Origin of the sequence: Schaedlerella arabinosiphila, from assembly GCF_003885045.1 — a bacterium.
In the GTDB taxonomy this organism is placed as follows: Bacteria; Bacillota; Clostridia; order Lachnospirales; family Lachnospiraceae; genus Schaedlerella; species Schaedlerella arabinosiphila.
Map to the genome: position 1 here is coordinate 5802265 of NZ_RHJS01000002.1, position 24942 is coordinate 5827206.

General features: G+C 50.8%; 24 protein-coding genes. 22 read left to right on the forward strand and 2 right to left on the reverse strand.

Annotated elements, in window-relative coordinates:
- Nucleotides 1–15: 15 nt before the first annotated feature.
- Nucleotides 16–1089, forward strand: a complete 1074-nt coding sequence (locus EBB54_RS27285; protein WP_125129789.1) for an NAD-dependent epimerase/dehydratase family protein — start codon at nucleotides 16–18, stop codon at nucleotides 1087–1089.
- A gap of 178 nt (nucleotides 1090–1267) precedes the next feature.
- Here EBB54_RS27285 and EBB54_RS27290 read toward each other — a convergent pair whose 3' ends face one another.
- Nucleotides 1268–1633, reverse strand: a complete 366-nt coding sequence (locus EBB54_RS27290; RefSeq protein WP_125129790.1) for a winged helix-turn-helix transcriptional regulator — start codon at nucleotides 1631–1633, stop codon at nucleotides 1268–1270.
- 296 nt (nucleotides 1634–1929) lie between these two features.
- On the opposite strand from EBB54_RS27290, the gene EBB54_RS27295 reads away from it, so the two are divergent.
- From EBB54_RS27295 to EBB54_RS27355, 14 genes are all read left to right on the forward strand, one after another.
- Nucleotides 1930–2829, forward strand: coding sequence for a radical SAM protein (locus EBB54_RS27295; protein ID WP_125129791.1), 900 nt, complete (start codon nucleotides 1930–1932; stop codon nucleotides 2827–2829).
- A 13-nt stretch (nucleotides 2830–2842) separates the two neighbouring features.
- The gene (locus tag EBB54_RS27300) at nucleotides 2843–3730 is read left to right on the forward strand and encodes a radical SAM protein (RefSeq protein WP_125129792.1); all 888 of its coding nucleotides are present in this window, start codon (nucleotides 2843–2845) and stop codon (nucleotides 3728–3730) included.
- A gap of 265 nt (nucleotides 3731–3995) precedes the next feature.
- On the forward strand, nucleotides 3996–4679 hold the full coding sequence (locus EBB54_RS27305; protein ID WP_125129793.1) for a DUF6033 family protein: 684 nt from the start codon (nucleotides 3996–3998) through the stop codon (nucleotides 4677–4679).
- A 105-nt stretch (nucleotides 4680–4784) separates the two neighbouring features.
- Nucleotides 4785–5063 (forward strand): DUF2164 family protein, encoded by a 279-nt coding sequence (locus tag EBB54_RS27310; RefSeq protein WP_125129794.1) that lies wholly within the window; start codon nucleotides 4785–4787, stop codon nucleotides 5061–5063.
- 82 nt (nucleotides 5064–5145) lie between these two features.
- Nucleotides 5146–5694, forward strand: a complete 549-nt coding sequence (locus EBB54_RS27315; RefSeq protein WP_125129795.1) for a prolyl-tRNA synthetase associated domain-containing protein — start codon at nucleotides 5146–5148, stop codon at nucleotides 5692–5694.
- A gap of 78 nt (nucleotides 5695–5772) precedes the next feature.
- Nucleotides 5773–6057 carry a helix-hairpin-helix domain-containing protein gene (locus tag EBB54_RS27320; RefSeq protein ID WP_004079986.1) on the forward strand — a complete coding sequence of 95 codons (285 nt, stop codon included), beginning with the start codon at nucleotides 5773–5775 and terminating at the stop codon, nucleotides 6055–6057.
- A 387-nt stretch (nucleotides 6058–6444) separates the two neighbouring features.
- A complete protein-coding gene (locus tag EBB54_RS27325) occupies nucleotides 6445–7650 on the forward strand; it encodes an NUDIX domain-containing protein (RefSeq protein ID WP_125129796.1) in 1206 nt (401 codons plus the stop codon).
- Between the two features lie 275 nt (nucleotides 7651–7925).
- Nucleotides 7926–8378: a helix-turn-helix domain-containing protein gene (locus EBB54_RS27330; protein WP_125129797.1), complete on the forward strand. Its 453-nt coding sequence runs from the start codon at nucleotides 7926–7928 to the stop codon at nucleotides 8376–8378.
- 201 nt (nucleotides 8379–8579) lie between these two features.
- Entirely contained in the window at nucleotides 8580–9743 is a 1164-nt protein-coding gene (locus EBB54_RS27335; RefSeq protein WP_125129798.1) for a substrate-binding domain-containing protein, read from the forward strand.
- Between the two features lie 10 nt (nucleotides 9744–9753).
- The gene (locus EBB54_RS27340) at nucleotides 9754–12804 is read left to right on the forward strand and encodes a hybrid sensor histidine kinase/response regulator (RefSeq protein ID WP_125129799.1); all 3051 of its coding nucleotides are present in this window, start codon (nucleotides 9754–9756) and stop codon (nucleotides 12802–12804) included.
- Between the two features lie 33 nt (nucleotides 12805–12837).
- Entirely contained in the window at nucleotides 12838–13221 is a 384-nt protein-coding gene (locus EBB54_RS27345; protein ID WP_125129800.1) for a DUF5655 domain-containing protein, read from the forward strand.
- A 115-nt stretch (nucleotides 13222–13336) separates the two neighbouring features.
- Entirely contained in the window at nucleotides 13337–13459 is a 123-nt protein-coding gene (locus EBB54_RS31710; protein ID WP_279229984.1) for a hypothetical protein, read from the forward strand.
- A 406-nt stretch (nucleotides 13460–13865) separates the two neighbouring features.
- On the forward strand, nucleotides 13866–14594 hold the full coding sequence (locus EBB54_RS27350; protein WP_125129801.1) for a LytR/AlgR family response regulator transcription factor: 729 nt from the start codon (nucleotides 13866–13868) through the stop codon (nucleotides 14592–14594).
- The gene (locus EBB54_RS27355; RefSeq protein ID WP_125129802.1) at nucleotides 14591–15919 is read left to right on the forward strand and encodes a sensor histidine kinase; all 1329 of its coding nucleotides are present in this window, start codon (nucleotides 14591–14593) and stop codon (nucleotides 15917–15919) included. Before EBB54_RS27350 ends, EBB54_RS27355 begins: the two co-directional genes overlap by 4 nt.
- Nucleotides 15920–15956: 37 nt before the next feature.
- Here EBB54_RS27355 and EBB54_RS27360 read toward each other — a convergent pair whose 3' ends face one another.
- Nucleotides 15957–17093, reverse strand: coding sequence for an ROK family transcriptional regulator (locus EBB54_RS27360; RefSeq protein WP_125129803.1), 1137 nt, complete (start codon nucleotides 17091–17093; stop codon nucleotides 15957–15959).
- 214 nt (nucleotides 17094–17307) lie between these two features.
- Here EBB54_RS27360 and EBB54_RS27365 point away from each other — a divergent pair, with 214 nt between their 5' ends.
- The 7 genes from EBB54_RS27365 (at nucleotide 17308) to EBB54_RS27395 (ending at nucleotide 24903) form a co-directional block, all read left to right on the forward strand.
- Entirely contained in the window at nucleotides 17308–18084 is a 777-nt protein-coding gene (locus tag EBB54_RS27365; RefSeq protein ID WP_125129804.1) for an SDR family oxidoreductase, read from the forward strand.
- Nucleotides 18085–18185: 101 nt separating this feature from the next.
- Nucleotides 18186–19781, forward strand: a complete 1596-nt coding sequence (locus EBB54_RS27370) for a xylulokinase (protein ID WP_125129805.1) — start codon at nucleotides 18186–18188, stop codon at nucleotides 19779–19781.
- 88 nt (nucleotides 19782–19869) lie between these two features.
- Nucleotides 19870–21210 carry an MFS transporter gene (locus EBB54_RS27375; protein ID WP_004080017.1) on the forward strand — a complete coding sequence of 447 codons (1341 nt, stop codon included), beginning with the start codon at nucleotides 19870–19872 and terminating at the stop codon, nucleotides 21208–21210.
- A gap of 33 nt (nucleotides 21211–21243) precedes the next feature.
- A complete protein-coding gene (locus EBB54_RS27380; RefSeq protein WP_125129806.1) occupies nucleotides 21244–21900 on the forward strand; it encodes an HAD family hydrolase in 657 nt (218 codons plus the stop codon).
- A gap of 226 nt (nucleotides 21901–22126) precedes the next feature.
- A complete protein-coding gene (locus EBB54_RS27385) occupies nucleotides 22127–23170 on the forward strand; it encodes a hypothetical protein (RefSeq protein WP_125129807.1) in 1044 nt (347 codons plus the stop codon).
- A 400-nt stretch (nucleotides 23171–23570) separates the two neighbouring features.
- A complete protein-coding gene (gene licT, locus EBB54_RS27390; protein ID WP_125129808.1) occupies nucleotides 23571–24425 on the forward strand; it encodes a BglG family transcription antiterminator LicT in 855 nt (284 codons plus the stop codon).
- On the forward strand, nucleotides 24418–24903 hold the full coding sequence (locus EBB54_RS27395) for a PTS sugar transporter subunit IIA (protein WP_125129809.1): 486 nt from the start codon (nucleotides 24418–24420) through the stop codon (nucleotides 24901–24903). Before licT ends, EBB54_RS27395 begins: the two co-directional genes overlap by 8 nt.
- Nucleotides 24904–24942: the final 39 nt, after the last annotated feature.

A 24942-nucleotide genomic window follows, 5' to 3' on the forward strand; every position in this document is an offset into this window, starting at 1 on the left:
GTGAAGAGAGGAATTATGCAAGAAATAAATATAAATCAAAAAATATTTTTGATAACAGGAGCAGCAGGCTTTATAGGCGCCAATTTAATTTGTAAACTATTATCCAGTACAAAAAACAGTACAATCATTGGAATCGATAACCTTAATAATTACTATGATCCCATCTTAAAACAATATCGGCTCAAAAGCATTCGTTCTGTGGCAGTCTCTAACCCTTCCAACAAATTCAGCTTCATAGAGGGCGATATATCTGATAGAAAGACGGTTCAATCTTTATTTTCCTCTGTCAGCCCTTCCATTGTGGTTAACCTGGCAGCTCAGGCTGGAGTCCGATACTCCATTATCAACCCGGATGCCTACATCAATTCAAACGTGATAGGGTTCTACAATATATTAGAAGCCTGTCGAGGCTTGGAAGATCACCTGGAACATCTGGTCTATGCCTCCAGTTCTTCAGTCTACGGCGGCAATCATAAGATTCCGTTTCAGGAATCCGACTTTGTAGACCGCCCGGTTTCCCTGTACGCAGCTACAAAAAAATCCAATGAACTACTCGCACATTCCTATTCTAAGATCTACAATATACCAACGACCGGACTTCGATTTTTCACGGTTTATGGTCCGGCCGGCCGGCCCGATATGGCCTATTTTGGATTCACGGACAAGCTGCGGAGAGGAGAGAAGATACAGATATTCAATTATGGAAACTGTAAGCGTGATTTCACTTTCATTGATGATATCGTTGAAGGTGTGATACAGGTAATGGGCGCTCCGCCGGAAAAAGCGTTGGGAGAAGACGGTTTACCGATTCCACCGTATAGCATCTATAATATTGGAAATTCCAATCCGGAAAGTCTATTAGATTTTGTACGGATCTTATCGGAAGAATTGATACGTGCCGAGGTACTGCCAGATTCCTTTGATTTTGAAAGCCATAAGGAATTGGTTCCGATGCAGCCGGGAGATGTACCCGTTACATATGCGGATACGGGCAAACTAGAAGCGGATTTTGGATTCCGTCCGTCTACGGACCTCAGAACAGGGCTTAGAGCATTTGCTGAATGGTATAAGGGATATTATAAATGCTGATCTAAAACCGGAAAAATAGTCTGGATATCTACGGGCGGCATCTGCAATCTCTGTAATGTTGTTCTTGATGCGGCGGAACTGGTATGGATGTCCTATATGCAGGCGGGTCTCATGGGAATCAAGCAGCCCCTTTGGTATAAGCAGCAGACCCGCCCCGCCGCCGTCCTCCTGCGCTATTTCACGTTTTATATGGATTTTTATAATCCGGGCAGAGGTAAGCCTCGCTCCATGCCATCATTGTCTGCAGGACAGGTATAAAACTCTCCCCAAATTCCGTCAGGGAATACTCGACCTTCGGCGGAATTTCCTTATAAACCTCTCTGTGGAGAAATCCGTCGCCCTCCAATTCCCGGAGCTGCCTCGTCAGAGTGGACTGGGTAATTCCGTCAAGACGGCGCATCAGTTCGCCGAATCTCTGAACCTTGTAAAATGAGATATACCACAGGATCAGGATTTTCCATTTTCCTCCGATCACAGACTGCAGCCTGCTCATAGGGACGCAGCGGGCGATCACATCGGTTTTGCTAAATTTATTTTCAGCCATATCATTTTCACTTCTTTCCAAAATCAAACATAAAGGCTATGAACTATCCTTATTTTGCAGGCATGGATGGAAAATGTCAAGCGGAATTATGGAAGTACGCTGCCGAGTCATTACTATTTAGGTTACAGTTTACGGCCTGCCCATCCGGGAACTGCAACCTATTTATTACTATTCACAGCCAATACTATCCAAAATCATACTACCACCAAAAAAAGTCAGTACTTGCCGAAACAAATTTTCAGCAGTATCTTATATTCGTAAACGGATATCCGCAGAACTACGAGGAGGAACAAATCATGCATTATACAGGAACCATCTGGAGGCCGCCTTACGAGGCATCCTCATTACTTTTAGAAGTGACCGCAGGCTGCACGCATCACAAGTGCAAATTCTGTACGCTTTATGCGGATCTGCCGTTTTCATTCCGGATGTCGCCGCTGGAAGATATCGCTGCGGACATCAAGGAAGCAAGCGAGATGTACCGCCGTCTGCAGGGGCATCAAATAACCCGGACCTTTCTCACAGGGGCAAATCCGTTTGTGCTCCGATCCGACAGGCTGACGGAGATCGCGAACCTGATCCGCGCAGGCTTTCCGGAAATGGAGACCATCGGCAGTTTCGCAAGAATCACGGACATTTCCACAAAATCGGACGCGGAACTTGCCGGACTGCGCAAAGCGGGATATGACGGTCTGACCATCGGCATCGAGACAGCGGACGATGAAGCCCTGCGTTTTATGAATAAAGGGTATCTTGCGGCGGACATATTGGAGCAGTGCGGGCGGCTGGATCGGGCAGGCATCCGCTACAGCTTTTTTTACCTGACGGGCATATCCGGCGCGGGACGCGGGGAGGCTGGGGCAAAAGCCACCGCCGCCGTCTGCAGCCAGCTTCATCCCACATTGATCGGGGCAAATATGATGACGATTTATCCCGATTCCGAGCTGTACCAGGAGATTCAGCGGGGCGCCTGGGCGGAGGAGAGCGAAACGGAGAAATACAAGGAGGTCAGGACGCTGGTGGAAAATCTGAACATCCCTACAGTGTTTGCCGCGCTTGGCGCCTCCAACGCATTTCAGATGCAGGCCAAGCTTCCAAGGGACAGGCAGAAGCTGCTGGATTTTCTGGATCATGTGATAGAAAATGTGGGCGAGGACGAGCTGCGGCGCTACCGCGAGAGCGTTCATCATCTGTGAGGAGGTGCCTGAGATGCATTTTACAGGAAGGACATGGCGTCCCCACTATGAGGCGCATTCCGTCATTATACAGGCGTCCTCCGGATGTACCTGGGGAAAATGCCGTTTCTGCAATCTTTACAGGGACGAATGCTTCCGCATGTCCCCGATGGATGAATTTGAGGAAGACCTGGCGGAGATCAAACGCTGCCAGCCCAATGCACGGCGCATTTTCTGGACCGGGGCGAATCCATTTGCCATGAGCTATGAAAACCTGAAACTCCGGGCGCTCACGGTGCGGGATTATCTGATCAAATGCCGGACCATGGCCATGTTTGCCAGCATCCGGGATATCATGGACAAGGACGTGCGGCAGCTGAAAAAACTCCGTGCCATGGGGATTAACGGATTGAGCATCGGAACGGAAAGCGGGGATGACGATACGCTTGTGCTGGCGGGCAAGGGGTACACGGCAAAAGATATTGCAGAGCAGTGCAGGAAGCTGGACGAGGCGGGGATTGAATATTATTTTGTCTACATGACCGGGCTGGCGGGACGGGGAAATGGATACCGCAACGCCGTAAACAGCGCGGAGCTGTTCGGCAGCCTCAACCCGTATTTCATTTCCGTGGACTCCCTCACCCTGTTTCCGGGCACAGGGCTGTACCGTATGGCGCAGGAGGGCAGGTTTTTTCCGGCCGGGGAGAAGGAACGTATGGAGGAGCTGCAGGTATTCATTCAGAAGCTGCAGCTTCGAACCCACCTGTTTGCCGATTCCGTTTCAAATTTTTATCCGGTCACGGCGTATTTGCCGAAGGAACGGGAGTCCGTGATCAGCGAACTGCAGTATATCATGGATACGGTGAGCGAGGAGGAAATGGCCGAATACCGCAGAAATCTGAAATCCTTGGAGCGCCTTTGAAACAATACCTCTGAAATAATGCCCCTGAAAACGGAAGCTTTTCCGTTTGTTCCTGAAAACCATGCATTTCGTTCCATTTCCCTGAAAAACGGAAAAATTCTGCCGATATATGGAATGAACTGTATGCCCGGGATCTCTCCCGCGCCTGCCTCTTAAGATCAAGCAAACGCAGGAGAAGGTTTCCAGGGTGTAATACCCAAGGGCATCCCATTATGGCCATGCGGTCATTTCACAAGGTATAAAAAAGAGGAGGAGACAGGTGGTAATGAACTTTTCAGGTGTAGGCAGGGAGCTGACGGCAGTTTCACGGTATGCCCGCAAATCGCGGGAAACGGCAGACATCGGGAGTGGTTTTTTGAAGCTGCTGGAAAAAATGGGGAAGGCAGAGAACCCATCCGGGGCAGAAGCCAATCCAGGAGTGTCTGCGGAAATGTCAAAGTCCGACATTTACCGGCAGTATTTGAAACAGAAATACGGCAATGTGATGATCCAAAATGTGGAAAATAATCAGAAAAGCATAGACAAGATCGGCGCAGGAACGGCAGGAACGAATAACGTAGTAATCGCGCCGAACATTCTGGAGCAGATGGCAAATGACCCGAAAAAGGCATCTTATTATGAGGGACAGATCCGGCATTATTTTGACACGCTGCCGCAGTGCAGCGCACAGCTTTCTCTCCTGGGCCACGAAATCCACTCCTCTGGTATTGTGATCCACCCAGACGGCACCGTAACCCATTATATCAGCGGCGACTTAAAGCCGGAGGTGAGGGCCAGGATTGAGGCCCGGATAAAAGCCGAGAGCGAGGAAAAGGCAAGAAGAAAGAGGATGTATCAGAAACGCAGTGAGGAATCCGCCAGACTCCGTGCCATTGCCGAGAACTCCCGTGCCATGCACGATGCTGCACGGCAACAGGTCAATAGCTGCGGGCTGATCCTTGACCAGTAACGGCAATACAGTATTAGTGCCGGCCCCTGCAAAGCTCTGATTGATAAGCACCGTCTTTTCTGCTATGATAAATGCAGAGAAAAGCAAATTTGACGGAGGTGCATCATGGAATCACGCAGAGGCAGAAATAAGAGGGAACCGCTGTCCCAGATCAGATTATCAGATTCCCAGAAGGAAAAACTAAAAGCCGAGATCAGGGCATTTTATCTGGATGTGCGGGGCGAAGAGATCGGAATGATCGAGCAGATGCAGATGCTGGAATTATTCGAGCAGAACATGGCGCCGATCATCTACAACAGGGCGCTTGACGACGCGAAGGCATGGTTTACCCAGATGATGGATAACCTGGATTCAGATTTTTACGCACTCTATAAAAACGACTGACGAATCAGGAAATACATTTTGGCAGGAGCAGCAAAATACATTGGCTGCTCGTAAGCTGACAGATCAAAAACTAGGAGGAACCATGGAAACAGAATTGATTTTACAAAAAGGCCGTCCTGCAGACTGGGAGGACAGGAAGGAAACGGAGAGGGCGGTATACGACCTGCTGGATTCTCTACAGATCGGGTATGACAGAGTGGACCATGAAGCCGCATTTACCATGGAAGCATGTGCGGCCATTGACCGCGTATTGGAACCTGCCGCAATCTGCAAAAACCTTTTTCTATGCAACGCGCAGAAAACAAAATTCTATCTGCTGATGATCCTGGGGGACAAAAAATTCAAGACAAAGGATCTTTCGCATCAGATCAACAGCTCACGTCTTTCCTTCGCGCCGGAGGAATTTATGGAAAAATACCTTGGAACCACGGCCGGTTCTGCCAGCGTGATGGGGCTGATGAACGACCGCGGTAACCAGGTGACGCTTCTGATAGACGAGGATGTGATCCGGGAGGAATATGTGGGCTGCCATCCCTGCATCAATACGTCCAGCATTCGCATGAAGATGGATGACCTGCTGCAAAAATTTCTGCCGGCGGTTCGTCACGAGTATACATCGGTGCATTTGTGAGACTGTATCAGGCGGGATCTGCCGGCGAATGCATTTTGCGGCAGGAAAGACAATCCAAGAGTGAAGGAGAAATCAAAGATGAAGATGCGGGAGAAACCTTTGGCCAGCGATCTGCAGAAGATCCCGGGGGTGGGGGCCAATATGGAACGCCACCTGCACAATATCGGGATTCGGTGCATTGCCGATCTCAAAGGGAGAAAACCGGAAGAGCTGTACCATCTGGACAGCGTGAAAAAAGGATTTCAGGATGACAAGTGCGTCCTGTATGTATTCCGGTGCGCAGTGTATTTTGCAGAGCATGAACAGCATGATTCGGAAAAATTAAAATGGTGGTACTGGAAAGATAAAGACTATCCGGAATAAAAAAGGGCTATCCCGGCACAGCCCCTGCTTTTTCCTTAAATCCAACAGCTTTTCATTAAATTTCATTAAAATCCTCCTCCATGTTCAGTTTGGCCGTTTCCCCGATTAATTTATATGAAGATTCAGCAAATTTGTGGGAAATGGTTTGATGTCATGAGTATACCTTCTTTCGCATTTGAGGGCAACCAACGATGGTTGGCAATTTGTCAACTAAGGCTGACATCGTTACTGTGAGCGGCCGGTTGGGCCGTGAACTGTAACCTATTGTGCAAATCCTGACTGGGAGCTCACAGTGTTTCGTTGCTTTTCAGAATAGTCAGGCTTATAATATGGTTGAATAAAAGTGGTATACATGCCAAAAACAATATAGGGAGGGGAAATTTGAAGATGAAGCCGCTTTTTAAAATGGATATCAAAAACTATGCAGAGTCCGATGCCCGCATCCGAAGGCCGTCCGCCCGGGCGATTATCCGAACAGAGGACGGCCGTCTGGCGATGGTTTACAGCAGAAACGGCCAATATTATAAATTTCCCGGCGGTGGAATCCGGGCCGGCGAGAATCCGGCGGAAGCGCTGGCAAGGGAAGTTCGTGAGGAGACGGGGCTGCTTATAAAGAAGGATTCCATTCGGGAATACGGCAGCGTGCTTCGCCTGCAGAAAAGCAGCGCGCAGCAGAACACCGTATTCGAGCAGGAAAATTTTTATTATACCTGTTCGGCTGAGGAAACGGCTGGAGAGCAGATCCTGGATGATTATGAAAAAGAAGCCGGATTCGAGCTGCGGTATGTATTTGCAAAGGATGCGGCAGCAGAAAATAAAAGAACTTCCGGCGGCCGCCAAATGTGTATACAGGCAAGTCCATCCTCTCGGCTGCCCGGCAAGCCCCGGGCAGGTTCGTCCGGCCCGCACTTTTCCGAGTCACGGGCGTACCCGCTCAGGAACGATTTCGACTTGGTTATGATTGCAAGAGACACGGCAGTATTGGAGATTCTTGGCGGCACGATCCCGGAACCCTCCGTTGAAATGGCGGAATTTTTGCTCAGAAATGCGGTGCAGTTCAATCCGGGGCCGTGGGAGCAGCACAGCAGGAACGCCGCAGAATGCGCCGAAAAGATTGCAGCGCGCTGCCCCGGCCTTGACCCGGAACGGGCGTACGTCTACGGCCTGCTGCATGATATCGGGCGAAAATTCGGAATCACCGGCCTGGCCCATGTCTATGACGGATATCGATATTTGTCGGAGATGGGATATGCCAATGCGGCCAGAATTGCCCTGACCCATTCATTCAATATGAAAGACATCCATGATTATATCGGAAAATTTGACGTCACCGAATCCGTGCAGGATGAGATCCAGGCTCTTTTGGCAGGGATGGAATACAATGACTATGACTGCCTGATCCAGTTGTGTGATTCCCTCGCAAAGGCCGACGGGATTGTTTCTGTTGAAGAAAGGATGAACGACGTAAAAAGCAGGCACGGCTATTATCCGCAGAAAAAATGGGACATGAATCTCCGGTTAAAAGAATATTTTGAGGAAAAAATGCAGGAGGAATTATATCAGGTTGTATGCATATCCGGGGATGTGATGTAAAAGAAGCGCGAAACCTGAATTCCGTACGTGGTGTTAGTTACTGTTACTGTAGCACCCGTAGGGTGTGAACAGTAACTGGTGTTAAGAAAACGTGCATATTTGCCAACGAAAACTGGTAGATATTTCCCACGTAGGATTCTATACTTGTCTTATGGAAAACAGCGGACATGCAAGCCCCCTGCGGAGTTCCATACGCTGTATCCAGGCGGTTTCCACAAAACCGCGAAGTACCCGCAGCAACGAAAATCAGATTCTCAACAGAAAAGGCGGATTCTATGAATTTAGGAAACAGTTTATTTCATGCGAGGAAAAAATGCGGACTGTCACAGGAGGATGTGGCGGAAAAATTGGGTGTCAGCAGGCAGACGATCTCAAAATGGGAAACAGGAGAGACGCTTCCCGATATCCGTCAGTCGAAGCAGATGTCGCTGCTGTACCATGTGTCTCTGGATGAACTGATCGAATTTGACATGGACGTAAAGGAAATCCAGGATATCATCGACCGGACAAGCGAGGAGACAGAAGAAAAGATCGACTGGACAAAGGCGTGGGGAAAAAAATATCCCATCCTGGTCAGATACCAGAAAGAGGTAAACACCCCAAACTACGCCGTGAGATTAGGTGCAATGGTGGACGAGCTGAAAGAGGAATATAATTACTCAGATCTGGACGCCTTCCTGGTACTCAAAGACATTCTTGCAAAGGTATGGCAGAGCAGGAAAAAATGATCACATGAAAAGAAAAAAGACCGGCAGAGGCGGAAGCAATTCCGCCCCTGCCGGCTCTTTTTTCTGTAATAAGAAGTAGAGATTTTGTGATCCTTGTGGTATAATATAATGCGCTGATGCACAGGATGTCACCAATTTTCTGACGAAAATCAACGGCAGATTTTAACAACACCCCTATTTATGAGAGGAGTCGATAGATCCATGTTTAGGAAGATACTTGAAGGGGACAACGAACCAAAAAAATTGCGGCATAAGGTCAGGAATATGCTGGAACTGGCAGCTTTTTTCAGCATTTGCTGTCTGGGGATGCCGGGCTGCGGGCGGAAGGCGAATACGGAAGCGCTGAACGCGCCGGATGAAGTCTCTGCTTTGGAGGATGAAAACAACAAGAAAGACGACAATATCACGGAGATCGTCCGCTTTGATGACAAGCTGGACGACTACAAGCCTTCAAAAGGAAAATACAATTTTTATTTTACATATAAAGTGGATCATCCATGGTGGGACGCGGTGGCCATCGGGATTGAGGACGCGGCGAAGCAATTTGAGGAAAAGGGGATCATCATTGATTATGAATACCTGGCGCCGAACGCTGCTTCCGCCCAGGAGCAGATCCGGCGTTTGTCCGATGCTTCCAACCGGGATTTTGACGTGATCGGCGTGGATGTGGCGGATGTGGATATGGTCACGCCGGCCATCAACGATTTGATCAGGGACGGACGGAAAGTCATGACATTTTCCAGCTCGGACGCGGCAAAGGAGGACGGCTGCGAACGGATCGCATACGTGGGAAACACCCACAACTACGAAGACGGCGCCGATCTGACCGAAGCGCTCTGCGAAAAGCTGGGATACCGCGGCAAGGTTGCCGTTCTGGTGGGAACCAAGGGTGCGCCCTGCCATGAGGATCGTGCTCTGGGCGCGCAGAATGTGCTGGCCAAATATCAGGATATGGAGATCGTAGAAATAGTATATGACGAGGATTCTGTGGAAAAATCGTACCAGCTTACACAGAAAATTCTTGCAGGACACGAGGACATTGCCGGGCTGATCTGCTGCAATATGAGCAATCCGGTGGGGGCCGCGAGGGCGGTCATCGAAGCCGGCCAGGAGGATGAGGTGGTGATTGTGGGAATGGATCACGACCAGGAAGCGCTGGAATACCTCAGAGACGGGATTATTTACGCGCTGGGGGTTCAGGACTGCTATTCCATCGGTTTTGACACCATTCAGGTGGCTGTCAAGATTGCGGACGGCTGTCTCCCGGGGGATGCCTATCCCGAAAAAACAGAAGAGATCACAACAATCATTTACCAGGACAGTGCCCGGTCAATGCTGCAGACACTGTACGGGGGAATGGACTGAGGAGCATAAAATGGGACAACAGGTTAAAATCAGAGATAATGAGAAAAAAAAGACGATCACATCCGCCGTGTGGGGCGGACTGCTCATTGCGTCGATTCTTCTTATAACGACGCTCTGGGTGTCCAACGGCGCGAGAGTAGGAACAAGCCAGGCCGTAAACCGGGTCAGTGAATTTTATCTGGAAGAGCTGGCAGGCCGGAGGGCACAGGTGGTCTCCGAAGAACTGAAAAGCAACATTGCTTATATGGAAAATGCGCTGGCCATAATGGAAGAGTCCGATCTGGCATCCCAGGAGTCGCTGCGCCGTTTTCTGGGAAGGGTCAAACGACTTTACGGGCTGGATAAAATTGCCCTGGTTGATGAAAATGGAATCGTCTACACGGAGCACAGCACCACCTCCGGACTCAGCAGGTACAGCTTTCTTTCGGAGGAAATGACAGGGCCGGTGACCAGTACGGCAAATCTTTACGGGGCAAGGAAGCAGGTCGTTCTCGCAATTCCGGTGGAGGGGATTTCCTTCCAGGGCTCCCGGGTGACGGCCAGCTTTATTCAGATCAATATAGACGAAATGCTCAGCTCCCTGACATTGCAGGCCAGCAATAACGAGACTTACTGCAATATATACCACCGAAGCGGAGAAAGCCTGACAAATGATAAATTTGGAAATATGGAACCGGGAAGCAACCTTTTTTCTGCCGTCAGGGACGCGGACAACGCAGACAGTACCGACCACCAGCAGCTGATCCAGGATTTTGAAAACGGGAATCCCGGTCAGATTACATTTAACTACCAGGGCTTTCAGGAGGATCTCTGCTATGTTCCGGTGGAGGGGACGAACTGGATGCTGGCAATCCTGATCCGGGACAATGTAATCAGCGAGCAGATCAGCTCCATCAGTTCCGGAATGATGACCCGCGGAATTATCCAGATCATCATTACGGTGCTTGCCATGCTCCTTGTATTTCATGTGCTGACCAATCAGTCCAAGAAGCATTCAAGAATCCTTTTGGAACAGGAAAAGGAGGACGGAAACAGGATTCGGGCCGCCTATGCACAGATCGAGAAGGAGCAGGCCGCGATGAGAAATATCCAGGCTGCGATGGGGTCCGGCCTTTGGAGCATGGAGTTCAATGAAAAGGCAGAGATCATTTCCTGCAACTGGTCGGATACATTTCGGAATATGCTGGGGTATCACAATGAAGCAGATTTTCCAAACCGGCTGGAATCCTGGTCGGATCTGCTCCATGCAGAGGAACGGGATAAGGTGCTCGGGGAATACTGGGAAACGGTCAAGGATTATACCGGTGTAAAAACATTCGACGTAGAGTACCGCCTGCAGACCAAACATGCCGGGTGGAGGTGGTTTCACACGGCGGGCCGGCTGTCAAGGCGGGAGGACGGCTCACCGATCACATTTGTCGGGTTATTTATGGATATAGATGATGAGAAAAAGATGGAAGAGCGTTTGGAGAAGCAGACCATCGACCTTCAGGACGCGCTTGCGGCGGCGCAGCATGCCAACCGGGCAAAGACCACATTTCTCAACAATATGTCCCACGATATAAGGACGCCGATGAATGCGATCATCGGATTTACGTCGCTTGCCGCGACCCATATTGACAATACGGAACAGGTTCAGGATTATCTGGCCAAGATCACCACCTCCAGCAACCATTTGCTGAGCCTGATCAATGACGTCCTGGATATGAGCCGCATTGAGAGTGGGAAAGTCAAGATTGAGGAAAAGGAAACGTCCCTTCCCGAGATCATGCATGATCTGAAAACGATTGTCCAGGCAGATATTTCATCTAAGCAGCTGGAATTTTTCATTGATACTGCGGATGTGGTCAACGAGCATGTCCTCTGTGACAAACTCCGTTTGAATCAGGTTCTGCTCAACCTTCTGAGCAACGCGATGAAATTTACCAAGCCCGGCGGCATCGTGAGCGTCCGCATCCTGCAGAAAGGGAATGCGGCGGAGGGATGCGCGTCCTACGATTTTCAGGTCAAGGATACCGGGATCGGAATGAGCAAAGAATTTCTGGAGCATGTATTTGAGCCGTTTGAGCGGGAGCAGACAAGTACGGTCAGCGGAATCCAGGGAACCGGACTTGGCATGGCCATCACCAAAAATATCGTGGATATGATGGGCGGCACCATTTCCGCAGACAGCGAGGTGGGAAAGGGCTCTACATTTACCGTGTCGCTGCAGTTCAAGACCTGCTCCGGTTCCGTCAGACAGGAAGTCATTCCGGAGCTGAACGGGCTCCGGGCGCTTGTGGCGGACGATGACTTCAACACCTGCTCCAGCGTGACCAAGATGCTCTCCACCATCGGCATGCGTCCCGACTGGACCACCTCCGGCAAGGAAGCGGTGCTTCGGACCAAGCTGGCGGAGGAGCAGAATGATTCTTATGCAGCCTACATTATTGACTGGCTGATGCCGGATATGAACGGCATTGAGGTCGTAAGGCGGATTCGCGGAATCATCGGTGAGGAGACGCCGATCATCATTCTCACCGCTTACGACTGGTCGGATATCGAGGAAGAGGCAAGAAACGCAGGCGTCACCGGATTTTGCTCAAAGCCAATCTTTCTGTCCGAGCTCCGCGAAGTTCTGGAGTCGCCTTTCGCGAGTCCTGACAGCGAACCGGATGAACAGGAAGAGAACGGCTCCTTCGAAGGAAAGAAGATCCTTCTGGTAGAGGACAACGAACTGAACCAGGAGATTGCCGTGGAAATCCTGCAGGAAGCCGGCTTCGTCCTGGATATGGCCGACGACGGCGCGGTCGCCGTAGAAAAAATGAAAGCGGCCGAACCCGGCCAATACGACCTGATCCTGATGGATATCCAGATGCCGATTATGGATGGATATGAAGCCACGGGACAGATCCGGAAGCTTGAAAATCCGAACCTTGCCCGGATACCGATCATCGCCATGACGGCGAATGCCTTTGACGAGGACAGGAAGGCGGCGCTGGATGCAGGTATGAACGGACATATTGCGAAGCCCATTGATGTTCCGAAATTGATGGAGGTGCTGGGGGAGATTTTGAAGTAATAAAATAAGAACCTCAGAAAGGAATGCCAAAAAATGACCCAGGATACCCTGCTTTTTTTCAACAGCCGCCCACAAGCCCTGCCGCTATACGAATGTTTTGAGCAAAAGCTTCTTTCCGAACTCGGCAGCGCAAATATAAAAGTACAGAAAACCCAGATCGCTTTTTCCAATAAGCACAACTTTGCTTTTGTCTCTTTTCTGCCTGTGCGCAAAGCGAAGGAGCGGCCGAAAACATATATCGTCATCACATTTGGTCTGGGGCGCCGCGTAGAGTCGCCCCGGATCGATGCGGTTGTGGAACCCTATCCGAACCGCTGGACGCACCATGTTCTGATTTCCGATCCGGATGAGATCGATGAGGAGCTGATGGGATGGGTGAAGGAAGCAGCCGCCTTTTCCGATGCAAAGCGCCGATAGACAGGTCGGAGAAATCCAGCCGAAAGGCTTTACACCCCAGACTCCTTTTGATATAATAAAATTGTAATTATTCAATAAGTGGTTCCTTTGTTGAACAGAAAGGAAAGGTGAATACATGACAGGTAAAGAGGTTGTAAATCTTATAAGAAAGCTAAAGGAAAAGGGTCTGAGCAGTGATGAAATACTTGAACTTATTGAATACATCGAAACCCACGATCCGAAAGAGCAGGAGAATTAAATCTCACTGTGGAACTCTATCCGAACCGCTGGACGCACCATGTTCTGAGCAGCCGAAAACAGAACTCCAGAAGCGTGACTGAGGTACATTGCTTGAGCATCTGTCCGAAATCGACCAAGTCTGCAATCAGGGGAAAGAAATCACATTAAACGAACTCATATATGCATAATGAATGCCCTCACAGCTTACGCAATCGCTGTGGGGGCATTTTGTCACATATTCTGCTTAATAAAAATTTTTGAGGGATAACAGTTGAAGTATATGCCGGATCTTCAGAGATAAGGGCTCGAACAGCAATCCCTTCACATCAAAAATCCGCCCGTTCAGACAATCGGCTTGTATCCGCCCCGCATTTTCATTATAATAAAATCATATCTGAAAACAAAAGCAAGGGAGGTTTTTGCCGATGATCCGGATTGCAGTCTGCGAGGACGAACAGGTTCTGCTAGATGAGCTGTCAGGCAAGGTATCAAAGATATTGGAGCAACATTCCATAGCATACAATATAGAATCCTTTCGGAACGGCAGCGCCCTCCTGGCGCGGGAGGCGTACGATATCCTGCTGCTGGACATTGAGATGGAACCCATGGACGGCCTGGAGCTGGCAGGAAAGCTGCGTATGCGGGGGGACGACAGCCGCCTGGTGTTCATCACGGCTCATCAGCAATATGCGGTTGACGCATACGAGGTGCATCCCTTTCACTATCTGGTAAAACCAGTGGATTCGGAAAAATTGGAGACGGTACTCCTGCAGCTCTGCGATTCCCTGCACAGGGAACGGGGGCGTGCGGTCATTGTCCGTCAGGGGACGGCGGTTCGGCGGGTACCCCTGGAACAGATCCTTTACCTGGAAGTCCTGGATCGGAAAATTTATCTGCACACTGTGGAAGAGACGGTTCCGTTTTACGGAAAACTGGAAGATCTGGAGCCTGCGCTGACCCGGCCGGAGCTTGTGCCCGACTCATTTTTCCGGTGCCACCGCAGCTACATTGTAAATCTGCGCCACGTACAGCTTTATGATAAGAACGAGATCCGCCTGGACAACGAGGACTGCATCCCGCTGTCGAAGCGCAGATACAAATCCTTTGGCCTGGCGTTTATGCATTATCTAAAGGAAAGAGGGGATGTATTTTGAGCGCGTGGATCTGGGAAGCCGTCCGGATTTGTTTCCTGGGGCTGGTGGACTTGTTTTTTGAATATCGCTTTCTGAAAAAAATGTGCGGCGCGAAATACCGCTGCACCTTTGTCTGGTTTTACCTGGGATCTTTCATTTACGGATATGCGAACCGGACTTTTACGCTGGCAGGCACGACGCTGGGGAATTTTATTTACCTGTCGCTCTGCGGGCTTGTACTCAATATGCTTTTGTTCCACGGCAGCACGGTGAAAAAGATTTTTTTCACATTGTGGATGTACTGCGCGCCGGAGATTGCGTTCTGTGCGGTATTCCCGCTCATTCATGCAGCGGCGGCAGCCGATGGATCGGGGTATTGTTCGGAACAGGCGCTCAGCGCGGCAGGCTTTGCAGTCTGCCTGGTACAGTATTTGATGATGGAGGTTCTGCAGCGGAAGCTCCATCTGCTCCGGCGGGATTTCTCGGAGAAGGATGCTTTTTACCTCATGTATATTATTGTATTTATCTATGCGGCGGTCACTTTGCTGCTGGATCTGTTTACCGGAATCGGGGAGTGGGCGGAAGGGACGCTGTTTCCGACGGCCCTGTGCTGCAGCCTGATTGCCGCGGCCGGAACAGGGCTTCATCTGTTCTGCGTCATCATGCTGGAGCGGCGTCTGCTGGAACGTCTGGCAGAGCAGCAATACGCAATGCTGAGCAGCCATCTGGAATCTGCCGGGGAACAGTACGAGCAGCTCCGCAAAATGCGGCATGATATGAAAAATCACGGTCTCTGCCTTGCGCGTCTCCTGGCAGACGGCAGGACGGAGGAGGCGGTCCATTATCTGGAAGAGCTGGATATTCGGGCAGACCAGGGGCAGTCGGCGGTGCAGACCGGCTCCGCCTATGCGGATGCGCTGTTAAATTCCAAATATCAGCAGGCACGAAAGCTTGGAATCGACATTTCCATCCGAATGTCCGCACCGGGAGAAGACAGGCTTGCGGCTGCGGATCTCTGCTGTATTCTGGCAAATGCACTGGATAACGCGGTGGAAGCCTGCGAGCGGGGAATCCATGCAGGGGCGCCGGCGGGATGGATCAGGATACGCTCCCGGACACACCCAAATTACTGGATGCTGGAGATCCGCAACAGCATCCACGAGCCGGTAGCCGTGGAGCAGGGGAGAATCCGCTCCTCCAAACGGCGGCATTTCAGACAGCAGCCGGCATACGGGGTGGGACTGCAGAATATCCGGTCGGTGGTGGATCGGTACGAGGGCGTCATGGAAGTGGAGAGCGAGACAGAATTTTCACTCAATATCATGCTTCCCGTGGCATCCCGATGATTCCGGTTCACAGGGGGCAGTCCGGCCTCCTTTTTGATTACTGCCGCGCCGTTTCGTTCAAAAAAGCCTGCACAAAGGGCAGCGCGGCGCCGATCGTGATATTATGGCGCGGCATTTTGCTGATTCGGAGGAAATCCTGGGCCTCGGAGAAGGGCGTCAGATCCCGGATCTTTTCATAGAGCGCAGCCAGGTCGTCCTCGCGCAGGTATTGGGCAAGATATCCCCCAAGGATAAAATCCGTGTCATAGATCAGGTGGAGGAGATTTACCGCTCTTGCCAGATTCCCAAGAAATTCGTCCCACCTCCTGAGAAAATCCGGCTCCTTCCCACGCACTTTTTCAAAAAAATCATCCGGGCTTTCCTGTTCCTCCAAAAGCGCGCTCAGTGAGCAGAGCGTATCCATACACCCGCGCCGTCCGCAGTAGCAGAGCGCCCCGTGGGGTTCAAGCTGGATATGCTCGATGGTAGAATTGTGCCCGTGCTTTCCGGTCAGGATCTCTCCCCTGGAAATGACGGCGGCGCCCAGATGCCTGCTCAGGGAGAGATAAAAGGCGTCGCTCAGCTCCGGAGACACCCACATCTCAGAGACGGCCGCGCTGTCCGCATCATGGATAAATGCGCAGGGATAGGGGAGATGTCTTGTAAACTCCTCAATGGAAAGCCCGGTGCAGGAGAGGATCTCGCCGTAAAGAACCTTCTGCCGGTTCGGCGAAATCAATGCCTGCATGGCAAATCCGATCCCCAGGAGCTGCCCCTCCTCTATGTCCAGCGAATCCTTAAATTCCAGTATATTCTCACATACAGCTTTGAAATAAGAGGCTGCATATTCATAGGCGATTTCAGCCGCAGCGCGGGCCATCTGCCTGCCGTACAGATCCACGGCGATCATCTTCACTTCTTTTCGCAGAATTTCCACACCAATGCTGATCCGGTGATTGGCAACGATGGAATAGGCGGAAGCCTTTCTTCCCACAAACTCGGTATCAATCTGCCCGTTTTTACAGATCAGCCCCTCCTGCTCCATGGCGTTTAAATTGGCTGTAACCGTAGGCCGGCTCAGGCGCAGGTCATAGGAAATATCCTGCTGGGACACCTTTTCATTCTTATAAATATAGTGGTAGATCAGGCTGCGGTTATTCTGTTTGATCTGATTGGGAGTAATGCTTTTTTTCATGATATACCTCGAGAAACTTTGATTTGTAAAATAAATTTGCAAAATAATATTATAACATGGCCGGACTTAAAAAAGCTACTGTGCATGTTGCATAATTTTGATGTGAAAAAGTTGTGAACAATTCCGAGTTGACTCTGGTGTATTTGAGGTTTATTATGTAATCATAATTTGATAAATCATTTTACAAAATTAAATTCAAAAAAGGAGAATGGTCATGGGAATTATCGAAAAAATGAGACTGGATGGAAAAAAAGGATTTGTAACAGGAGCGGCAAGAGGGATCGGAAAGAGTACGGCGGCTGCATTTGCGGAAGCAGGCGCGGACGTGGCGATTGTGGATCTGGACATTAAGGAAGCAGAAAAGACGGCTGCCGAGCTGGCAGAAAAGACCGGCAGGAAGGTCATCGCGATCCGGACGGACTGCACGGACCCGGAGCAGGTGGACGCCATGGTGGCTCAGGTGGTACAGGAACTGGGAGGACTGGATTTCTGCCATAACAATGCAGGCATCTGCATCAACGCGCCGGCGGAGGAGATGACCTACCAGCAGTGGAGCAAGGTGATCAATATCAACCTGAACGGCATTTTCCTGACCGATATTGCGGCCGGAAAATACATGCTGGCACATGGAGGCGGCTCCATCATCAACACCGCGTCCATGTCCGCCCATATCGTCAACGTACCCCAGCCGCAGTGCGCGTACAACGCTTCCAAAGCAGCGGTGATCCAACTCACGAAGTCCCTTGCCATCGAGTGGGCGAAGCGGGGCGTGCGGGTAAACAGCATCAGCCCGGGATACATCGGAACCGAACTGACGCTCAATTCCCCGACGCTGATCCCTCTGATCGAAACGTGGAACGAGATGGCGCCTTTGGGAAGGCTGGGAAAACCGGAAGAACTGCAGTCGATCTGCGTATACCTGGCAGGCGACACCAGCTCATTCACAACCGGATCTGACTTTGTCATTGACGGGGCATTTACCTGCTTCTAAGACGGGCGGCATGGAATCCCGGAAAGAAGCCGGGCGGAAGCGGCCTGCTTTGGCCCGGCGGGGCTTCGGGGTTCCCTTCAAGAAAGGAAAAGAGAACACAAATGAATAAAAAAGAAAGAATCATCAGCGGAAAAACCGCGCTGGGCATCGAACTTGGCTCCACCAGGATCAAAGGGGTGCTCATCGACCTGCAGGGAAATGTCCTTGGGGTGGGCATCCACGACTGGGAAAATTCCCTGATCGACAACATCTGGACCTACAGCCTGGAAGAGATCCACACAGGCATCCAGAACTGCTACGCTTCTCTGAAGAAAGCCGTGCAGGATACATACGGAGTCACGCTCCAAACCGTGGGCTCCATCGGCATCAGCGCCATGATGCACGGATATATGGCATTGGACAGGGACGGAAACCAGCTTGCCCCGTTCCAGACCTGGAGAAATACAAACACGCAGAAGGCAGCGGATGAGCTGACGGAGCTCTTTGACTTCAATATCCCCCTGCGCTGGACCGCGGCCCACCTGTACCAGCGGATTCTGGACGGGGAGGAGCATACGGCAAGGCTGGATTATGTATCTACGCTGAGCGCCTACATTCACCGGAAACTGACCGGAAAGCGGGTCATTGGCATCGGGGACGCGGCGGGGATGTTTCCCATAGATTCGGATACATGCGATTACGATGCAACCATGCTTGAAAAGTTTAACAAGCTGCTGGAGCCCTACGGATTTTCCTGGAAGGCGGAAGAGATTTTCCCGAAGGTTCTGGTGGCCGGGGAAGACGCGGGAGCGCTTACCCCGGAGGGCGCCGCCTTTCTGGATGTATCGGGAGAGCTTAAGGCCGGGATTCCTCTGTGTCCGCCGGAAGGGGACGCGGGAACCGGAATGACCGCCACCAATTCTGTGGCGCCCCGGACAGGCAATGTCTCCGCGGGCACCAGTACATTTGCCATGATCGTGCTGGAAAAGAAGCTGGGCAGGGTGTACCGGGAGATCGATATGGTGACCACGCCGGCGGGATTTCCATGCGCCATGTCCCATGCAAACAACGGCACTTCAGACTTAAATGCCTGGGTCGGGCTGTTTGGGGAATTTGCGGAGCTGATGGGCATAAAGGCCGCTCCGGGAGAGCTGTTTGAAAAGCTGTACACGGAATCCCTGAAAGGAGACCCCATCTGCGGCGGGCTTCTGGCCTATGGCTATTATTCCGGGGAAAATATCACCATGCTGAACGAAGGGCGGCTGGCGTTTCTGCGCACACCGGAAAGCCGGTTCAGCCTTGCCAACTTTATGCGCGTCCATCTGTATACCTCCCTGGGGGCTGTGAAGCTGGGGCTGGATATCCTGATGGAGGATGAAAAGGTAAAGGTAGAGCGGATCATGGGCCACGGCGGATTTTTCAAGACCAGAGGAGTGGGGCAGAGGTACCTGGCGGCTGCGGTCAACGCGCCGGTCACGGTGATGGATACGGCAAGCGAAGGCGGCGCGTGGGGAATCGCGCTTCTGGCGGCTTACCTCATCGACCGGAAACCAGGGGAGAAGCTGGAGGAGTATCTGGAAAACAGGATCTTTACGGGGCTGTCCGGGGAAACCGTGATGCCGGACGCGAAAGACACAGCGGGCTTCCAGATTTTTATGGAACGTTACAAAACAGGGCTTTCAGTGGAAAAGGCCGCAATTGAAGCGATGAACTGGTAAATGGGAAGACAGACTGCAAAGGCTGCCTTTCGGTGAATGTCTGCCGGACCTCAGACGAGAGGCGGTACACATATAGGAGGAAACGATCATGGGAAAATGGGGAAAGCGTATAGGGTACGGTATCGGAGATTTGGGGTGTAATCTGGTATTCAGTACCATGGCTTCCTATCTGATGGTATTTTATACGGATGTATTTGGAATTTCAGCAGCAGCGGCAGGGACGATGATGCTGGTCACAAAGTTTATTGACGCGGTTACAGACACCGGGATGGGGCTGATCGTGGACAGGACGCATACAAAATGGGGACAGGGAAGGCCGTATTTTCTGTTCGGGGCAGTGCCCTTTGCGGTATTTACATTCATGACATTCCTGATTCCGGATTTCGGAAGCAGCGGGAAACTGATCTGGGCGTATGTGACCTACTGCCTGCTGTGTACCGCTTACACAGTGGTAAATATCCCGCTGAACACCATTGTTCCAAGGCTGACCTCGGACATCCATGAAAGGGATGTGCTGGTCTCCACCCGGATGGTCTGCGCCATGCTGGGAACCGCGGTGGTTATGTCCATCACCGCGCCGCTGGTGGAATTTTTTGGAAAAGGGGATTCCGCAAGGGGCTATCTTGTCACTATGACGATCTATGGGATCGCTGCTATGTGCATTTTTTTCGTAACCTTTGCAAGCACAAAGGAAGTGGTGCCGCCTACGGTCAGCCAGCAGCATTCCTCATTGAAAGAGGATTTTAAGGGGCTCACCGGGCAGGCGTGGATCTTGTTTTTGCTGAACCTGTTCTATTTTTCGCTCTATGTGGTTCGAAGCACCACGGTGATCTATTATTTCCAATATAACCTGAACCGTCCGGAATGGCTGTCGCTGGTGGGGCTTCTGGGAATCCTGTCGGGGCTTCCGATGCTGCTCGTCCTTCCGGCGCTGGAAAAACGGTTCAGCAAAAAGAATCTGATGTTTTTCAGCATCCTCCTGTACATCGCAGGCGATATGCTGATCTTTGCAGGAAGAAATTCCGCCGCATGCCTGCTGATCGGGCTGGTGATCACAGGGCTTGGGATCTACGGCATTTTTGGAATTACATTTGCCATGCAGCCGGACGTGATTGACTATTCGGAGTACAAAAAGAACGCCAGCGTGGCCGGACTGATCGCCGCTTTCCAGGGCTTCTTTGTGAAAGGCGGAATGGGGCTGACCAGCTTTGTCATCGGCGCATTTCTGGAAAAGGGCGGCTATGTGGCAAATGCAGCCCAGACGGAGAAGGCGCTCTCTTATATCGAAATCTGTTTTATCTGGATTCCTGTGATTTTGTGCTTGCTCATTGCGGCCCTGACATATTATTATAAATTAGACGGCCTGCGTGACGAAATGACCCGGGAGCTGGAAGCGCGCCGTGTAAACAGTAACGGGAAAATCATGTAAGGGCGCAATCGAATGCAGGGAGGAAAGAACAGTATGAACTATACGGGAGCGATTTTTGATATGGACGGGGTGCTGTTTGACACGGAGCGGATCTATCAGCAGACCTGGCATGAACTTGCAGAGGAACACGGGATCAAGCTTGGCGGCGGATTTTTGAAAGCGATCACAGGGACAAACGGGGAACGTATGCGCCGGGTAGTGGAAGAGTATTACCAGGTCTCCGACGGGGCGGCCGTTGCGGAGGAATGTATGAAACGGATGCAGGAAAAGCTGTCCGAATGCGTCCCGGTCAAAGACGGGGTGCGGGAAATCCTTGCGTTCTTCCGGGAGCAGGGCGTGCGGATGGCGGTGGCCAGCAGCAGTTCTCTCCGGCAGATCGAAGCGAACCTGGCGGGAGCGGGAATCCGGGCGTATTTTGAGGCGGTGGTCAGCGGCACGGAGGTAGAGCGGGGAAAGCCGGCGCCGGATATCTTCCTGCGCGCAGCGGAGCAGATCGGATGCAGGCCGGAGGAGTGCTTTGTGTTCGAAGACAGCGAAAACGGCGTCCGGGCAGGCCATGGGGCAGGCTGCATCACGGTGATGATCCCGGATTTGATCGAACCGTCCGACCAGGTCAGGCCGTACTGCTCCTGGATATGCAGGGATTTTTTTGAAGTGCGGGAGCGTGTGAATACTAATGTTCTTTCGTAATATTCTTACGTAAAATGTTCTTACCGTCTTGACAAGCGACGATGCATTTGCTACTATTAACTATAAGTTTATAAATTGACTGGGTTGTTACTCACAGCAGGCAAAACCAGATTTTAAAGGGATAAGATTTATTTTATGTCTTTAAAATCTGGCTTTTTTTTCAAGTGGATACTCCGCTGCTGTTTCTGTAAGGCAGGGGGCGGGAGTGCGGAAAGAGGGAAAGACAATGAAACAATGGATCAAAAATCACCCGCGGGCGGCGTTTTTGACAGGAGCGGTTTTTTTGAGCCTGCTGTTTTTGACGTACATGATGCGGCAGCAAAACATCGCGGCGGCGGTGGAAGGCGCCCTGACGGATGAGCCGAGAAGCGGCGGGGCGGTTTCTTCGGATTTTTATGTGATGCAGCTCACAGGAAAAGAGACGGAAATATACAATCTGCTCCGGGATCGTTTGGATCGTATGCAGGGCGGCATCGTGGAGTTTCCGGAGATGCTCAGCGGAGAAGAATACCTGCGCGTGACGACGGCCCTGGAGGATGAGGGCTATGACTATTTTTACGGATTTGTAGATATCCCGATGACGGAGAACGGCGTTTATATCAAGCACGGCGGAACAGATCTGGCGGATGTGAAGGGAAAAACCATTGCCAAAGCGATCCTGTTTCTGTCCTGCGCGGAGGGAATCCATTTGTCCGGAGAATACGCGGACGACGGCAGGGTGATGAACCTGGAGGAAGTGGGAGAGGCCCTGTCTGCGAATGAGCAGGAGGAAGAAGAAAAGATCAGGGACATACAGCAGAAGACCGAGGAGATCCTGGATGGGGTCATGAGCGGCCTTCCCGAGGAATACGGGGAAAAAAAGACGGCGGATTATTTCCTGAAATGGATGGATGAAAACCTCGCCTTCACCACCGGGGCGGACGGGGATAACGTTTCCTATTCCGGGATGAAAGACGTGTTCGAGGAGCTTTATATTTACAATAATCTGTCCGCGGTGACCAGAGAAAAAGCCACTGCGCTGGGATATGCGAAAATCCTGTCGGAGCTGTTCAACAGGGCCGGAATGGAATCCCACATTGTACGTGGAGTCTGGGGACGGAGCCAGTTCCGCCAGGAGGGGTATGTACTTACGGCCGTGGAAATGAACGGGCAGACCATTTATATTGACGCAGGCGGCGGGAAAAGCGCGGAGCTTGGCGGACAGCGCTATCTGAGGGAACAGGAAGCAAAAAACCATATGAAGTTCGTGGAGTATTTTGATTATTCATAATCATTTTAGGCGGTGCAAAAGGGCAGATGCAAAGTTCTGTCCAAAGTGAATGCTGATGTTGTGCTATTTGCACAAAATGTTAAACAAATATAAAAAGAATAATCAAAAAATAAAGTAAAAATAACTAAAAAATAAACAAATAATAAAAAAACATTGACTTTTTGCGCAGGTTTGTTATACTAAACAAAGAAAACAAAAGATAGACAGCAGATGGGTTGTTACTGTTTGGCAGGCAAAACCAGGTTTTATAAAAGACGTTTCCGCGTCTCTTTATAAACCTGGTTTTTTCTATTAGAAAACTCTTTTGCTCTTAGGCTGTCTGTAAAAAACACTCAGAAGAAAGGTTAATGGCTGTGGTCTGTTTTTGCTTTGTGGTTTTACGAGGGGGAGCAAGAGGCGCATGATTATTGAAAAGATTATAAATAACAACATTATTTCTGCCTATGATGAAGCCGGCGCAGAGCTGGTAGTCATGGGACGGGGAATCGGTTTTGGCACGAAGCCGGGAAAAAAGGTGCCGGAGGCGAGAATTGAAAAAGTCTTTGAGATTAAGAGTGCGAGCGTGGCAAAAAAGCTGAAGGAGCTGCTTGCCGATATGCCGCTCGAGCATGTGGAGATCTCCAACGATATTATTTCTTACGCAAAAAATAATTTAAAGCTGAAACTGAATCAAAGCATTTATGTTACACTTACGGATCACATTAATTTTACACTGGAGAGGTACAAGCAGAAGATCCAGCCGAAAAATGCGCTGCTGTGGGAGATCAAGCGTTTTTATCCGCAGGAATTTCAACTGGGGCAGTACGCCGTACAGTTGATCGGCAAAAGGCTGGGCATCAGGCTTCCCGAGGATGAGGCCGGTTTTATCGCACTGCACTTTGTCAACGCGGAATACGGCACGGATATCCGGGATGCCCTCAAGTTCCCGAATCTTTTAAAGGATATTCTCGATATCGTGAAGAACGAGCTGAAGATTGAGCTGGACGAGGATTCCCTTCACTATGAGCGGTTCGTTACGCACGTGAAGTTTTTGCTTCAGCGGATTTACAGAAAAGAGCTGCTACCGGATGAGGAGCAGGAGCTTGTGCAGATGATGAGGAAAAAGTACCCGCAGGAATATATCTGCAGTCAGAAGGTCGCAGAATATATAGAAAAGGCAACAGGCAGTAAAATATCCGGGGAGGAGGTCATGTACCTGTCCATCCATATCCGGAGAGTCACAATGTCAGAAGAAGAGGAGGAAAAAGATGTTTGATTTTTTGAAGAAAAAGACAGAAACATGGATGCTGGGAGCGCCGGTCAAGGGAAGGGCGGTGCCTCTGCAGGAAGTGAATGATCCTACGTTCAGCGACGGCCTTCTGGGCAAGGGCGTGGCGGTTATCCCATCCGAGGGAAAGGTATATGCCCCGACAGACGGTGAGATCGCGATGGTATTTGAAACGCTGCATGCGGTGAGCATGAACGCTGATTTTGGGGCGGAGATCTTGATCCATGTGGGGCTGGACACCGTTTCGATGAAAGGCGAGGGCTTCAAGGGCCATGTAAAAGCGGGCGACCGGGTCAAGAAGGGGGATCTTCTTCTGGAAATGGATCTGGATAAGATCAAAGAAGCGGGATACGATACGATCACGCCGATGCTGATCTGCAACACGGATGCATATGCGGATGTGGAAGGGCTTGCCGGAAAGGAAGTGGCTCCGGGGGACGACGTTCTCGAGATCAAAAAGAAATAAAGATGTGCAGGCCCGCAGCGGGCCGCAGAAAAGACAGAG

Excerpts from the sequence above, each read along its gene's own strand:
- EBB54_RS27285 (WP_125129789.1), top strand. The coding sequence starts at position 16 with ATGCAAGAAATAAATATAAATCAAAAAATATTTTTGATAACAGGAGCA.
- EBB54_RS27290 (WP_125129790.1), bottom strand. The coding sequence starts at position 1,633 with ATGGCTGAAAATAAATTTAGCAAAACCGATGTGATCGCCCGCTGCGTC.
- EBB54_RS27295 (WP_125129791.1), top strand. The coding sequence starts at position 1,930 with ATGCATTATACAGGAACCATCTGGAGGCCGCCTTACGAGGCATCCTCA.
- EBB54_RS27300 (WP_125129792.1), top strand. The coding sequence starts at position 2,843 with ATGCATTTTACAGGAAGGACATGGCGTCCCCACTATGAGGCGCATTCC.
- EBB54_RS27305 (WP_125129793.1), top strand. The coding sequence starts at position 3,996 with ATGAACTTTTCAGGTGTAGGCAGGGAGCTGACGGCAGTTTCACGGTAT.
- EBB54_RS27310 (WP_125129794.1), top strand. The coding sequence starts at position 4,785 with ATGGAATCACGCAGAGGCAGAAATAAGAGGGAACCGCTGTCCCAGATC.
- EBB54_RS27315 (WP_125129795.1), top strand. The coding sequence starts at position 5,146 with ATGGAAACAGAATTGATTTTACAAAAAGGCCGTCCTGCAGACTGGGAG.
- EBB54_RS27320 (WP_004079986.1), top strand. The coding sequence starts at position 5,773 with ATGAAGATGCGGGAGAAACCTTTGGCCAGCGATCTGCAGAAGATCCCG.
- EBB54_RS27325 (WP_125129796.1), top strand. The coding sequence starts at position 6,445 with ATGAAGCCGCTTTTTAAAATGGATATCAAAAACTATGCAGAGTCCGAT.
- EBB54_RS27330 (WP_125129797.1), top strand. The coding sequence starts at position 7,926 with ATGAATTTAGGAAACAGTTTATTTCATGCGAGGAAAAAATGCGGACTG.
- EBB54_RS27335 (WP_125129798.1), top strand. The coding sequence starts at position 8,580 with ATGTTTAGGAAGATACTTGAAGGGGACAACGAACCAAAAAAATTGCGG.
- EBB54_RS27340 (WP_125129799.1), top strand. The coding sequence starts at position 9,754 with ATGGGACAACAGGTTAAAATCAGAGATAATGAGAAAAAAAAGACGATC.
- EBB54_RS27345 (WP_125129800.1), top strand. The coding sequence starts at position 12,838 with ATGACCCAGGATACCCTGCTTTTTTTCAACAGCCGCCCACAAGCCCTG.
- EBB54_RS31710 (WP_279229984.1), top strand. The coding sequence starts at position 13,337 with ATGACAGGTAAAGAGGTTGTAAATCTTATAAGAAAGCTAAAGGAAAAG.
- EBB54_RS27350 (WP_125129801.1), top strand. The coding sequence starts at position 13,866 with ATGATCCGGATTGCAGTCTGCGAGGACGAACAGGTTCTGCTAGATGAG.
- EBB54_RS27360 (WP_125129803.1), bottom strand. The coding sequence starts at position 17,093 with ATGAAAAAAAGCATTACTCCCAATCAGATCAAACAGAATAACCGCAGC.
- EBB54_RS27365 (WP_125129804.1), top strand. The coding sequence starts at position 17,308 with ATGGGAATTATCGAAAAAATGAGACTGGATGGAAAAAAAGGATTTGTA.
- EBB54_RS27370 (WP_125129805.1), top strand. The coding sequence starts at position 18,186 with ATGAATAAAAAAGAAAGAATCATCAGCGGAAAAACCGCGCTGGGCATC.
- EBB54_RS27375 (WP_004080017.1), top strand. The coding sequence starts at position 19,870 with ATGGGAAAATGGGGAAAGCGTATAGGGTACGGTATCGGAGATTTGGGG.
- EBB54_RS27380 (WP_125129806.1), top strand. The coding sequence starts at position 21,244 with ATGAACTATACGGGAGCGATTTTTGATATGGACGGGGTGCTGTTTGAC.
- EBB54_RS27385 (WP_125129807.1), top strand. The coding sequence starts at position 22,127 with ATGAAACAATGGATCAAAAATCACCCGCGGGCGGCGTTTTTGACAGGA.
- licT (WP_125129808.1), top strand. The coding sequence starts at position 23,571 with ATGATTATTGAAAAGATTATAAATAACAACATTATTTCTGCCTATGAT.
- EBB54_RS27395 (WP_125129809.1), top strand. The coding sequence starts at position 24,418 with ATGTTTGATTTTTTGAAGAAAAAGACAGAAACATGGATGCTGGGAGCG.